Origin of the sequence: Streptomyces sp. NPDC088766 (assembly GCF_044750845.1) — a bacterium.
Taxonomy (GTDB): Bacteria; Actinomycetota; Actinomycetes; order Streptomycetales; family Streptomycetaceae; genus Streptomyces.
The window spans coordinates 60072-73632 of record NZ_JBIVKQ010000006.1 but is presented as its reverse complement, the minus strand read 5'-3'; the positions used below and the strand labels follow the sequence as shown (position 1 = coordinate 73632).

10 protein-coding genes are annotated in these 13561 nt (G+C 67.1%); 3 read left to right on the top strand and 7 right to left on the bottom strand.

Annotated features, from left to right (window positions below):
• Position 1: 1 nt before the first annotated feature.
• From ACIP5W_RS10815 to ACIP5W_RS10805, 3 genes are all read left to right on the top strand, one after another.
• On the top strand, positions 2-1171 hold the full coding sequence (locus tag ACIP5W_RS10815) for a nucleotidyltransferase (RefSeq protein ID WP_401469933.1): 1170 nt from the start codon (positions 2-4) through the stop codon (positions 1169-1171).
• A gap of 13 nt (positions 1172-1184) precedes the next feature.
• Positions 1185-1577: a hypothetical protein gene (locus ACIP5W_RS10810; protein ID WP_401469930.1), complete on the top strand. Its 393-nt coding sequence runs from the start codon at positions 1185-1187 to the stop codon at positions 1575-1577.
• A gap of 106 nt (positions 1578-1683) precedes the next feature.
• On the top strand, positions 1684-2874 hold the full coding sequence (locus ACIP5W_RS10805; RefSeq protein WP_401469927.1) for a DUF3800 domain-containing protein: 1191 nt from the start codon (positions 1684-1686) through the stop codon (positions 2872-2874).
• A 100-nt stretch (positions 2875-2974) separates the two neighbouring features.
• Here ACIP5W_RS10805 and ACIP5W_RS10800 read toward each other — a convergent pair whose 3' ends face one another.
• The 7 genes from ACIP5W_RS10800 to ACIP5W_RS10770 all read right to left on the bottom strand — a co-directional run bounded on the left by ACIP5W_RS10800 (position 2975) and on the right by ACIP5W_RS10770 (position 13290).
• Positions 2975-4591 (bottom strand): helicase associated domain-containing protein, encoded by a 1617-nt coding sequence (locus ACIP5W_RS10800; RefSeq protein ID WP_401469924.1) that lies wholly within the window; start codon positions 4589-4591, stop codon positions 2975-2977.
• 706 nt (positions 4592-5297) lie between these two features.
• Entirely contained in the window at positions 5298-6497 is a 1200-nt protein-coding gene (locus ACIP5W_RS10795) for an endonuclease domain-containing protein (protein ID WP_401469922.1), read from the bottom strand.
• A 142-nt stretch (positions 6498-6639) separates the two neighbouring features.
• Positions 6640-7776 carry a TniQ family protein gene (locus ACIP5W_RS10790; RefSeq protein WP_401469919.1) on the bottom strand — a complete coding sequence of 379 codons (1137 nt, stop codon included), beginning with the start codon at positions 7774-7776 and terminating at the stop codon, positions 6640-6642.
• 107 nt (positions 7777-7883) lie between these two features.
• Positions 7884-8927: an AAA family ATPase gene (locus ACIP5W_RS10785; RefSeq protein ID WP_401469916.1), complete on the bottom strand. Its 1044-nt coding sequence runs from the start codon at positions 8925-8927 to the stop codon at positions 7884-7886.
• A complete protein-coding gene (locus tag ACIP5W_RS10780; protein ID WP_401469913.1) occupies positions 8915-11077 on the bottom strand; it encodes a transposase in 2163 nt (720 codons plus the stop codon). Before ACIP5W_RS10780 ends, ACIP5W_RS10785 begins: the two co-directional genes overlap by 13 nt.
• On the bottom strand, positions 11074-11871 hold the full coding sequence (locus ACIP5W_RS10775) for a TnsA-like heteromeric transposase endonuclease subunit (RefSeq protein ID WP_401469910.1): 798 nt from the start codon (positions 11869-11871) through the stop codon (positions 11074-11076). The genes ACIP5W_RS10780 and ACIP5W_RS10775 overlap by 4 nt, the downstream gene beginning before the upstream one ends.
• A 387-nt stretch (positions 11872-12258) precedes the next feature.
• Positions 12259-13290: a hypothetical protein gene (locus tag ACIP5W_RS10770; RefSeq protein ID WP_401469907.1), complete on the bottom strand. Its 1032-nt coding sequence runs from the start codon at positions 13288-13290 to the stop codon at positions 12259-12261.
• Between the last annotated feature and the right edge of the window lie 271 nt (positions 13291-13561).

Sequence of the window (13561 nt, the reverse complement as noted above, 5' to 3'; positions counted from 1 at the left end):
CGTGAACACGCTCCATCCAGTAGGGGAGGCCGCCACGGACTCCCTCGAAGACATGCTGTCCATGCTGCTCGACGGCGCCGTGGAAACCCTTGACGTCTCCCCGGACCTCTACGACACCGCCGTTCGCCGTTACAAGGACGTCGGCACCTGGCTCGGCCTGCACGAGAGCCCGGACTACATGATCTACTCACAGGGCTCCTTCCTCCTGGGGACCGTCGTCCGCCCCCAGACACCCACCGGCGAGTACGACATCGATCTCGTCTGCCGCATCCCCCTGTACAAGACCAGCACCACTCAGGACGATCTCAAGAAGCGAGTGGGCGACCAGCTCATCGCGTACCGGTCCTGGAAACAGCGGCAGGGCCACAGCGATGGCCCCGCCAGCCTGGAACCCCGCCGCCGGTGCTGGACCCTGGGATACACCGGCTTCCACCTCGACGTCCTGCCCGCCATCCCGGACGACGATCACCAGCCCCACGGCATCCTCCTGACGGACAAGAACCTGCACAAGTGGCAGCACGGCAACCCGATCGGCTACGCGGACTGGTTCAGCACCCGCTCCGAACTCTCACACGCCCTTCTCGAGAAGCGCGCCAGCATCGCGGACGTGCCCGTCTGGCACATCCGCAGCACTCTTCAGCGCCTCGTGCAGGTCTTGAAGTGGCACTGCATGACCTACTTCGGTGACGACACCGACAACCGTCCGCCGTCCATCCTCCTCACCACCCTCGCCGGCCGCGCCTACCGCGGGGAGGACGACCTGTTCACCGCCCTGCGCAATGTCCTCGCCTCCATCCCCGACCTCATCGAACGGCGCAACGGCCAATGGTGGGTCGCCAACCCCGCCCACAAAGGTGAGAACTTCACCGACAAGTGGAACGAATACCCTGAGCGGCGCCAGGCCTTCAGGACGTGGTTCGGCGAGCTCACAGAGACCATGGACAATCTGTCTCTGATGCACTCCGAGGGCCTGGACACCTTGTACTCCCACCTCACCAAATCCTTCGACCCCGGCCCCCTCCAGCACTCCTTCACCCGCTACGCGAACCGCATGAAGAACACAGCGACCCAGCAGCGGATGAGCACCACGGGACTGCTCTCTACCACTAGCGTCGGCCCCCGTCGGCGCCCCCAGACCTTCCATGGCCAGCACACCGACCCGCGCGATTAACCTCGCCCGGCAGATGGCCGCCGTCCAAGCGGCCATCCCCACAGCCGAAGCGACACTGCGAGGCGGTGAACTCGTGTGCATCTTCGTCCTGCAACCCACCCCGGTCAGCAGGCGCTACACGGTCAAGATCACCTACCGCCACCGCAGCAACCCCCGCGTGCGCGTCACCGACCCGCCACTGGCACTGCACCCAGACGCCACACACCTTCCGCACGTCTACGCCAACGGTGACCTGTGCCTGTACCTGCCAAGGGAGTGGAACGATCACATGTTCCTCTCCCAGACCATCCTGCCGTGGACCTCGGCCTGGCTCCTGCACTACGAACTCTGGCTCATCACAGGCCGCTGGACCGGAAGCGGCGAAGAACACGCCCTCCCGACAGCCTGGCCACCAACTCCCGGCTGATGATGAAACCGCACCGCCTGTCCCGCGGCGGCGCCGGTGGCCGGTCAAGTCGGAAGGCCGCGACGGCCTGCTTGTCCACGGGAACCCGTGCACGGAGCATGTCGGCATGATCGAACGTGACCACACCCCGAACGTCGGCACAGGACTGTCCGGAGCGCACTTCAGCCGCCGGAACCGCCAGGAGCCCACCGACGACCGCACTGGCAGCGGCCGCTGGATCGCCCTCGACGAGTCCGGTTATGACGGCGATCAACTCCACCGCGGTGGCCGCTACATGGTCCTGGGCTCGGTGGCCATCGACGACACCGAAGCCGCCGCGATCGTGGACTTGCTGCGTGAGGAGGCACGGATCCAGAAGTCCGCGCCAGAGGTCAAGTTCCAGAAGATGTTCAGTGAGAGAGCCGACCGTCGCCGTCTCCTGGGCGAACTGCTGTCACCCGGCGGCCCCCTGCACGACCGCGCTTCGGTGTACGTGATCGACAAGCCCTACTTTGTCGCGGCCATACTCGTCAATCTACTGCTCGAGGAGCGGTTCAACTCCCTGGGCCATGACATCGTCAGCAACGGCGTGGGCCGGCAGTTCGCTCTGGACCTGGCCACCGAAGGGCCGCGAGCACTAGGCCGTGACGGCTTCGACCGGCTCATCGCCACCGCCGTGGGATTCTTCTCCAAGAAGAACCGCACGGGTGGCCACGTCACAGTCGACGACCTCTGCACCGTTCTTCAGGAGTCCTACGCCTACGCGCGCCGCCGCAAGGCCCCCCAGGCGAAGAAGGCAGCACAGGTCCTGGACATGCTGCGCAAGGCCCGCTCGGAAGCCGAGGCGTTCGCCCGTGAGCGTCCGGCTCAAGCCACACCTACCGGAGAACACGGCCTGCTCGACGACACCACAGACGCCCTCGTCACCGCAGTGCCCACGGTCATTCTCCACGCGTCGATACGCTACGGCGGGAAGCTCCAGGTCCTCGCCGACGATCAACGGCTGCTGACCGACGACAAACTCGCCGTCCTGGAACGCGGAGCCACGGCCGTGGGCGTCGTCCACGGCCTCATCGAGGAACAACACCTCCAGCGTCTGGTCCGCGGCCGCTCGGTGGATCACCCCTCCCTCCAACTCGCTGACCTGGTGGCGGGTGCGGGACGGGCGGTCGCGCGATGGCATGACGGGGAGGACGATCCCGCCGGAAACGATCTTCACCTCGTTGTAGCACCACTGGTGGATCGCGGTGGACTGCTCATGAACGAAAGGCCCGAAGACTTCGCGCGGATCGATACCGACCGTGCGAAACGCCGCTGACAGGACCCGCTCGGCTGCCGTCCGGCGGATGTATCCCTCCGGGGACACTCGCGGGGCGGACGCATAGGCGGCAATCGCATCCTGATCACCGGGGGTGAAATCAACAAAGGTTTGCTGGGCTGGTCGGTTTGCTCGGCGGGAACCGGGCACCCGCAGGGTCCGCGCCAGCTATGACGCTATCTCGGAGCGACACCAGTTCATCGACTAGAGACTGCTGCCGTGGCTGCAGCAGCGGTCGTCGCGCGCTCTGCTCGCGCAGCCAGGCGGCGGCGTGCTGATCATTCGGTGCGCAGGCCCACCACATGCGCTGCCAGGCCACCGGCCAGGGCGGGTTCCACCATGCGTCGAGGGCCGTCAGATGGTGGCCCAGCCGGGTGGGCCGGCCGAGGCTGCGCTGGCGTTGACGCTGTCTGTTGAGCCAGGTGCCCAGAGCGAAGCCGTCCACGATGAGGGGTTGGGACACGGCGAGGTGGCCGTGGCGGGCGGCGTAGGCACGGGCGACAGTCAGGCCGTCGGCGGTCGGACGCCGCCGTCCGGGCCAGGCGTGGAACCGTTCTACCTCGCTCGTAGTCAGACCAAGCTCGGCCAGGAGCATCTGCTGGCCGTCGTGCAGTTGTTCGTAGTGGGTGATCTGGTGGCGCAGCCACCGCTGAAGCCAGCACGGCAGCCCCATCAGGTTGTCGCCGCCGTGTACCGGCCCCTGCTCGTGTACGTGGATGCGCGCCCGATGCCAGGCGCGCTGCCAGTCGAGGGGCCAGGGAGGGTTCCACCAGGCATCCAGGCACCGAAGCTGCTCCGTTTGTTCCATGGTCAGCGACGCCGCATGCGCACGGCGGTTGGCCAGCCACCGTCCCAGATCAAACCCCTCCTGCACCCGCCCATCAGTGTGCGCGACGGCCAGATGCCCGAACCGCTCCACATGAAGACGAGCCTGCTCGAGGCCTTCGGCAAACAACTGTGCATGCCGCTGCTCCAAGCCTCGGCCTTGCCCGGCCCGCCGCGGCACCCTCACCTCTGCCCGCGAGTTTCTCCGCGCCGCCGGTTCGCCAGCTCCTGCCGCACCCGAACCTCCACGTGCGCCGGGACCTGCGCTCAGAGGGTCTGCCAGCCGTCGCAGACCTATTCCTACTTCCACCGGTCGGTGCGCGTTGTGCACCCACCACCGCCCAAATCGCCCCTGCCGCACCGGCGCCCCCGCTGGGCTGCCCTGCTCACGGACCACCGCGCGAGCCCAGGACGCCAACGGACCGCCATGGTCGTCCGCTTCCAGCTCAACCAGCCATTCCCGTCCCAGCTGCTTACCCAAGGCGGCAGCAAACCGTTCACCGCTACCCCGGCCGCGCACCAGAGCACCCGAACCGTTCTCAGCGGCCAACTGCTGCATCCGCGGGTCCACCAGGGTTTCCGCTACCGCGACAATCTCCGGGAACATCACCACGTCCCGTACCAGCAGACGCCACTGCTCAACGCCCCAGCCCGCCGTATCCGGACACCACCGGCGCGTAGCGGCCGTCAGACGCTCCAGACGCGGCCCCCATATCGCCTCCCGCTCCCAGAACTCCTTCCGATCCCACCACCCGCACACCACCGCACGAGCCAGCCCGAACATCTCACGGGGCGTCGCGTCAGCCGCCTGTCCTATCTGCTCCACCCGGACCCACTGACGCTGCGCCCGGATCAACTCCATCGCCAGATCCCCGGCGTCAACGAACTCCACCAGATGTCCTTCGCCCACCTCCAGCAGCCACCGGCCATGCCGCGCACACAGCCGTCGCCAACGTGGCCGGTACGCCCAGACCGGCGCCCCACCGCTGCCACGCCGAGCCGCGCACAGCCTGCAGCCGAACACCACCGGTCCCCACGGCGAAGCCCTCGACCGCCACCTCGCCCACCCCCGCCCGTCTCCGCCACGGCCAGCCAGCTCCAGCGGACCTGCCGTCCAGGACGGCAACGCCCGCGTGAGATCGCCGGCTGGCACACGGCACCAGCCGGCCAACTGCCCCTGCGCCACTGTGTCGAGGAGCACCTCACCGTCGGGACGCACCCCACTCCTTTGATGCATGGGACTTGCCCACTGCCACCACGCCGTCAGGTCGGTCACCTGCAGCCGGTAAGCGGACGCCACCCGGTGCAGAAAAGACCACATCGTTTCCCCTGGGAGGGGTGTCACCCGCAGAACCGCCTCCACAGCATCGATTTTCGCCCAATTCGCTCTTGCTTTCTGGCTGCTACGGCCTGCCAGCGCCACTGCGGCGCGCGCTGTCGTAACCCGGCGAGCTGGGAGACTGGCCGGTTAAGACGGCACTGTGCGTGGCCGGTATGTAAAGCGGCATCGGCTCTGCTCGGAGACCCCCGGCGCGGGACAGCCGCCCGGCCGGGGAAGCGTAAGAATCAGAGGAGCAGAAGACCGGCAGTGACAGACGTCAGGTAGATTCCTGGTCAGGAGTATCGCTCTCGGATGCCAGAGCCTTTTCCACGAACTCACTGACCAGAAGGCCAACTTGGGGAGCAGGCACCACCTGCTCCCACCGGTAGGGGGACGTGTGGTGCCAGCACTGGAGACGGAAGCGGATCGCCCCGTCTCCCTCTACCGCACCCCACGCATGGTCAGGCGGCTGCGTACATGAGTCGTGAGGGTCGAACACGAATGTGCGGCGCACGACATCGGGTTGGTGCCGCGGCGGCACCGTCCGTTCACGACGGCAGCCGTCGCACTGCAAGAGGTGTCGTGGCGCGCCCGGGCGGTTGATGAACCGGTAGCCGCCACCTTCGTACGTGTTGCAGCTGGCGCACACCGGACCGCGGACGAATCCGTGCTCGTGGCAGTGATCCCAGTACATGGCCTGCCGCGGGCTGGGACACAAGACGCACAGAAATGCATCCAGTTGTGACTTCTTCGGAAGTGACTTGTACTGCCTTCCCCGCAGATGGCCTTTGTACCGGCGGGCAGCGGCGCTGGTGCATGAAGGACACAGGGTGGTGTAGCCAGCGGTGCTGGAGGAGCGCCATTCCCAGATGTCTCCTTGGGCGCCGCACCGGCTGCAGCGGGCCGCCTTTTCGGCGAACTGGGCGGCGATTTGCTCCGCCCGGTCGAGAAGTGCGGCGTAGGCACGCGGGACCATCCAGCTTGCTCCGGACCACGTCAGTAGCGGCAGCGGACGGGTGGAGGCGATGCTCTGCTGGCCGTAGCGTGCTTCGACTTGTTCCCAGGTTGCCCCGCACCCCAGTCCGTGTTGGTTCGGCCGGGTGCGGTCGCATGGTTGTTGGCCTTCGCAGTGGCAGCCGTTGGCGGTTTGGTCCTCGTAGGCGGCTTGGTCGAACCAGTTCATGATCTGCAAACGCCACGTGCGTCCGCGGTCGGTGGGTAGGGGACGGGCGTCGACCAGATCGTCATGATCGATCGCGAGCGAGGCCAGCTGTTCGCCGGCTTTGCGGATGTCCCGTTCGTCCAGCCGCCACCGGTTCTTGTGCTTATAGCCGCGGACGGCGACATCTCCGATGAGCACGTGGTCACTGGTCTGGAAAGCGTAGCGGGCCATTTCTGCAGGGGCTGCAGGAACGGGGCAGCCTTGCGTCAGTTCCTTCAGTAACTGGCCCGCGTATTCGGGGCTGATCAGCGGCATGAGGTGTCTCTCCTTGCACATGTTGAGGAAAGGGCCGGGGAGCGCAGGGGGAAGAGCTGCCTGCGGTGGTTCACGGCCGGCGATACTGCGCGACACGCGGCGAACTGGTAGCGCGGGGGGATCCGCAGTGATCCAGGGGACGTCACAGGTACGGTGCTCTCCCTGGTCGTCGCGGGGGAAGGGGTTCCCACCCGCTGGTCAAGAAAGCTGCTCTGGCCTGCTTCGACAGGGCGCGAGTACGACCGTCACTGAGGAGAGCGGCGCGGTCGTTGTACTCGGCGGGCCGTGCCACAGCCTGCTCCACCATCCATAAGCGGTCATCGCTGATGCCGTCTGCCACGGTGAGTAGCCACTGCCGAAGCGGATCCACTCGTGCGGCCTCGCGGCCACGGGCACGGCTATAGGCACCCAGCCAGTCCGCGAGCCACGGTCTGCCGATGCGGAAGCCAACCTCCTGGAGGAACAGCCTCTCGGCGGCGGCAGCGCCCCCGGTGGCGAAGCTCCCGCGCAGGTGACGCTGCCAGCGGCTGTCCCCGAGCAGCCGGGCGACGGCAATCGTTTCCGGATAGGCCAGCAGCGCATGAGGCACGATGGCCGCCGGCGGGCACCCCGTGACCGCGACGAGTCGGCGCACCCGGTCCTGCCAGATGGTCTCCGATTTCCACCGCTGCACCTGCCACGACCACACCACCGACGCGGCGAAGGCCACTACGTCCCCGCCGCGCGGATGCCTCCGTACGAGAGCGACATGACGCCGGTGAGCCGCAAGGACTTCAGGCAGGCTCTGCAGTGCTATGCCCGCTGGTTTCCCGGCGCGCGCGAGAAGCCAGCGCCGGTGGCGACGGCAGATATGCCCGGCAGCTCCCGGGTACACCAGCACGCCGGACCCCGCCAGCCATGCCCGTCCAGTACATGGTGGGCAGGCCGCCACCCACGCCGTGCCCGGCGTGTACCAGGCGGCCCGCCGGAGCGGGGCATCTTCCAGACGGCTGTGGCAAACGGCAAGGCTGGGTAGCAGAGGGGTGAGCCGGGACAGGGGCGTGCCGGTGAACTGGGCCAGAGCTGCCTGTGCGGGTACGTTGAGGAACAGTTCCAGTCCGGTTTTCGGTGTGCCCGTCACGTGAACACCGTGCGGACCGCCCAGGACTGCCCGCAGCAAGTCCTGTGCCGACAGGCCGAATTCGGCGGTCATCCTGCGAATCCAGGAACCGGTCAGCTCCTGCGCGACAGGTGTAAGGCGAGCAGGCACAGGCGCTGGATAGAGGGATTGCACGGGCATGGTCCTTTACGGCAAACAGGAATGAGAGCCCCGAAGCCGGGGCCGCAGTCGGGGTTCTTGAACACGAGCAGCCCACGGTGGTGCGGCACCGAAGCCGCAGCACCGCGTTAAGTGCCTAGCCCGCCCCGGCGCTGCCTGCGCGTGACACGTGCAGCGTTCGTGGCCTGGACATCGAGCACCACCTGCGACAACAACTTCTTCGTGACCGCGTAGCTTTCGTCCACGATGGAGCGGATCGCGACCTCCCGCACCAGAAGGGAGAGACTGGACATCACACCGCCGGTGAGCAGATGGATGTAGTCGGCATGACGGACCAGCGTTCCGGGCCGGTGCCGGGCCAGCCGCAGCGCCCCGTCCATTGCCTGCAGAAGCTCCCGCCACGCCGCCTTCTGCGCGGGGGTGCCGTTGAGCAGCGGGGGAGTGCGCAGGATCTTGCAGCGGGCGGCGAGCTGAGCACCGCGCGGGCCAGCTAGCAGCGGTGAGTGCTCCACATCGACACCGGCCAGCACGAACGTTGCGGGTACCCGTTCCGCAAGGGTTTTGACCTGGTCGGAGGTGTCAGCCCCAGGCCGGGTGCGGGTGTTGAGGAGATGGACGTCGTCGAGGAAAACCAACCGGGTGCGCCGCTCGCACAGCACGTGGCACACGGCGTTGGTGATGGCGTTCTCGGTCATCCGCTCGTGGACGGGGATACCGGCGAACCGGGCCAGGACCTGTACCAGGCTCTTGGGCGTGCAGGTGGGCGGGATGGAAGCGAACGCCACGGGCATGTAGCCTTCCCGGCCCCCGAGGCGGCGTCGTTCGCTCAGTTCGAAGGACCGGCCCAGTTCCGCGAGGGTGGTCGACTTTCCCGCTCCGGGAGGCCCGGACACGATCAGGCCACGCCGGGCGGTGCCCCGCTGCCGGTTGTTCACCAGCAGCGTTAGCCTGAGCTGGGTCAGCGCCTGTTCCATGAACGGGGTCTTGAGGATGACGAACTCGGAGTGGTAGTCCAGCAGCCGCTTGCGGTTCCAGGATGGATCGCCTACCGGGGGTGCGGGGACGCGCGGGCGGGATACTTCGGCTTGCCAGAGGAGGCAGTTGGTGACCGCACCGGGAGCAACCTCATCGTCGAAGAAGCCTTCGTTTGCGGTGGCGGTTACGGCAGCCACGGATCCTCCTCCGTTTCCGTGTCACCCAGGACGTGCCAGCCGCCACTGGACCGGCCGGCCTCCAACTCCTCGTCAGGGGAGCCGAAAATGTCTTCGCTCTCGTCCCCGCCGTCGTATGCGTCGGGCACGGTGTCGTCGTCAAGGTCGGGTACGGCGTACACGCCGGCCAGCCCGAACGACGGGGCGGGCATGTCCAGCACATTGAGCTCACTTGCAGGCACCGGCACCGCACCCGAGGCACGGGACTTCGCTACCACCCTCCGCTCCGCGGCGGACAGCTTCTCCTTGCGAGCGGCCCGTTTGAGGAAGCCATCCAGGGCCAAGGCCAGTGCGGCCTCCTGCTCCTCGCGCGAACCGGTACGTTCAGTCACCTTGCAGAGGTGTTCCCAGACGTGGTGGGTAAATGGCAGGCCGACCGAGGTGACATGGATCCATGGCACCTCACGAAACCCCTCCGGCAGCCGGACCCAGATCCGCACGGGGTCATAGGGGTTGTGGTGTACCTCCCACAGCCCGTTACGCGACCGCACCCCAGAGGCGTGTCCCCGGTGGCCGTTGAGGCAGACATCGTCGTAAGTGCGGTAGTCGAACCGGATTCCGGCGTCCGTGATCGGTTGCCAGCGCACTGGCAGCAATTCTACGAAGTCATCCGTCGACAGCGGCACCGGCACGTAGCCCGCCACCGGAAGCAGTGCGGCCCACATCTGGTTGGGCGTGAGTGCCTTCTTCGGCATCAGCGGATGGCGCAGGCCTTCGTGCGGGCGGTGGTGCCAGTGCACGAGGAACTCGTCCCACAGCGCCTGGAGCTCGGACACGGTCCACAGCCGCTCCTGCTCGACGCGTGAGCCGCGCTCACCCACGTGCGAACCGGTAAAACCAGGCAGCCACTGACAGAAATCAGTGCTGATCGAGCCGAAGCCCCTCTCCACATGGCCCTTGGCCGGTCCATTTGCCGGAGGCACCGGCTGCAGCGAGATCCCTAGGCTCTCGCATGCGGCCCGTGTTGCGGGGGAGATGAACACCTTGCCCTGGTCGACCACGATCGTCTCGGGCACGATCACCGGCCGCGCCGCCGCATCCTTCAGCCGCTCATCCACGGCGATCAGCCGCGCGTGCGGCACCACCGATGCGGCCATCGATAGCGCCGCGTCCCAACCCGGGCGCATCACCGTCGGCGTCATCATCTGCGCCAGCAGCACCGCCACATCCGTCAGCTTGCTCCCAGCCGGTCGCAGCACCCCCCACAGTCCACGCATGGCCACATCCACGGCAGTGGTCAGCTCCAGTCGCCCCACCACCCCATCGTCCAGGACCACCAGCACATCCAGCGGCGAGCTGTCTAGCATCACGATCTCCCCGGGCCGTAGCGCCAGCGTCGGCTTGAACGGCGGCGCCGGACGCGCGGCGCGGGCACGCCGTTGCGCCACCGTCCCCTGCAGCCCGAGGGAGGCTTCCACGGCGTCGAGGAGCTTGTTGAACGTGGACTTGGCGGGCACCTCGACCGTTCGCTCGCCATGCTGCGCATCCAGCCACCACTGCGTCTCCCGCCGCATCCGTTTCTTCCACCCCCGCGAGCGGGAACGCAATGCCTCCTCTGGCAACAGCGCACGCAGCGCCTCGACTACCCGGGGATCGGCCCGGTCCAGTTGTGTCGCGCCGCGCCGCTTGACGACCAGCCCCCACACCCCATCCGCGTGGTAGCGAGCCCGCCATCTGCGCACCGTCGCCCGGCTCACGCGCGGCCAGCCCTGCGCTGCTAGTTCGTCGGCCTTCGCCTGCTCACGCTGAGCCAGCGTCGTGGATGCGGGATCGTACTGAGGCTTCACTGGACCCTTGCCGCCTGGCGCCGGGCATCCGGTCTCCACCTCGCGGACGTGCCGCTCAAGAATGAGCGCACGCCGTTGCTGATCCTCGGGCACCGTCGACAGCAAGCCGATTTGCGGCACCCGCAGGCGTGGGCCGGCCACTGGTTCGAAGCCAGGGTCTTTGAGTAACTCGGCCAGAGCGAAGACCGCCAAGGAGCCGCCCCCGTCCTTGTCGGCCAGCCAGATCCGCGCTCCGGACGCCATGGCTCCCTCGATCCCGGCCACCGTCCACTCCCGGCCCAGGTGCAGTACCGCACCACCGACGTCGAGCATCGGCCGGCTCACCGCCCGTCCTCCGCGCATGTCACCGCGACGGTCCGTTCGTGCAGCGCGCGCTCCATCGGCGCACTCAGCACGCCGGCCCACAGAGCGTGGAACACCGCCGGCCACACCGCGATCGGATCCCCCAGCAGCCGCACGCCCTCCACGAGAGGCAGCGGGCTGCGGAAGCATGCGGCCACCTCCGGCAACCGGCTCCCCGCACAACGCGGATGCCGGTAGCCGGCCAGCCAGCGCACATTGGCCTCCACCACAGACGGCGGTGGCCCGACCAACTGGTAGTGCCAGCCTGCTGCAGTGGCCGCGGCCTCGACATGCACAGCTCGCCGGGCCAACCGCCGCCCCGCCCCCGATGGGCCTGCACAATCAACCAGAAGCCCACTGCCGTTCGCCAGACGCGCCATCAGGTGCGGTGCGTGCGAGATGATCTTTCCGTCCCGCCCATGCCACAACAGCTCCACCGGCCGACAGGCCAGGGCCACCACCCTCGGGTTGTGATCCAGCATCATGACCTGCGTGCGCATGGCCTTGAACCCATAGTGCACCAGACGTCGGTCAGTCGACGACCACCACCAACCCGGCGCTACACGGCGGCCCTTGAACACCGGGAACTGCTGTACTGGCAGACATTCCTCCAGCGCACGCTCCCCGGCAGCTTCCAGCCAGGGCACCTCATGCTCGATTCCAGAAGGGTCCACGAACCGTGCCGTCATGTACGCCGGATCAGCGAAGCGACGGTCAGCGCTCAGTGGTGCCGGGGGATCAGTCTGCGGGTGTACTGCGGAAGAGGGATGGATCATGGAAAACTCTCATATATGCAAGGAGATCAGGAGGGAAGACACCACTTGAAAGGCAAGACAGGCGTCTGGACACGCGCCGTGGAGGAACAGGTCGGGGTCCACAACGGCGATCCGTGGTTCACACGCTGCGCGCACACAAGAAGGCACGCGTAGCTACAAGAAGAGGAAGCAGATCGGCTTCAGCACCGTCACCGCGACAGGAGCGCTACCGTCGCCTGGAACGCGGGTAGGACTCCCACGTGAGTATCTGAGGGGTCGGATCAGCAGATCCTGTTGTGTAGTGGTCGTTGGCGTGAGCGTTCAGGGGAGGCAGGCAAGAGCCATTCCGTCCGGCGCCCTTTTGCGCTTACCGGCTGCCGGAGCGTCCACTGGCGTAGGCGCCGTGGATCAGGACAGCTCGCCAAAGAGCGTGTCCTGGACCGGGGGCGCGTTGCGCGGGCGGGGGAGGAGGCGGCGTTGGCCCTCCGGCGGTGGGGGAGTGCCAGCCGTGCCATCAGTCAGTGCGTACTGGCAGGCGGCGCGCAGGTCGGGCAGCTCGAGCCGTGCGCTCATGAAGCCAAGGAAGTCCGCCACGCTCCAGTCGATGAGAGCACCCTGGCGGGACAGATACAGCCCCACGGATTCGATGGAATAGCTGTCGCTGTAGTCCAGCAGAAGATAGCCGGCCAGCTGGTAGAGCTCAGCGCGGCCCATCTGCTCGGGGCGGATGGTGGCTTTGCAGTCGATCAACTGGCCGCGGAGGATGAAGTCAGCGTCGGCTCCTCCCACATGGAGGCTGCCGTCGAAGACAGGCCCGCAGACGCGCTGTGCGGCGGGCAGCTGCCGTAGGCTGTCGAAGGGCCCGGGACGTGCGGCCAACGCCATCTGCTGGCGAATATCGTCGACGACGTAGGCTGGCACGGCATCGACGATTTCGTTCAGCGTTGCTCCGGGCCGGCTAGAGCCCAGGCTGTTGCCGCGGACCCATCCGGCATGGCGAAAGATCGCTTCAAAGCTCGAGGCGACGTGGCACAGCCGCACCAGACGCTCTTCCGTCTCGAAGTCGAGCGCCAACGGCTGGCCGTCGCTGCTTTTGTACTGGTCCAGTTCTTTCAGCAGTGCCGCCCCCGCTGCCTGCACCGTGCTGATGACGTCAGGGTCCGGCCAGCCGTCGTCGTCAATGACCGCCCGTACGACGCCTTCTTTGATCGGCTGACCGGTGGGCGCTCCAAGGCTAATCCGCAACCGGTGGTCGATCGTGTGTCCCAGCATGCGGTACTCCGGTCGCCGCCCCGCCCCAGCAGCAGGGCCCAGCGGTGCCGGATAGCGGGCCAGACGCCTGCGGTAGTCGGACAACGGGCCATCGGCGTCTGGCAGGTGCTCAGCGAGGAACCGCGACATCGTCGACATCGGGTCCTTGAGGGACGAGGTGAGACTCATGGACGAATCTTGGCGCACCCTTCCTGCAGCGCATGACATGTCTGCTCGGTACCGAGCGGTAGCCGAATCTTCGCGCCATTCCCGCCGCATCAGCCGCGGACGCATTGTCAGACCCACCCTCTACAGTGCCCCGCCTCCTCTATATGGAAGTTGTCCCAGGCACGCCCCCAACTAGACAAGAGATCCCGTTGAACTGCACAAATGACGTTGTGAACACCAATACGAGAAAGGCCCCCCGGCAGCAGTCGGCAGCAAAGGCGCGTGGCCGGCG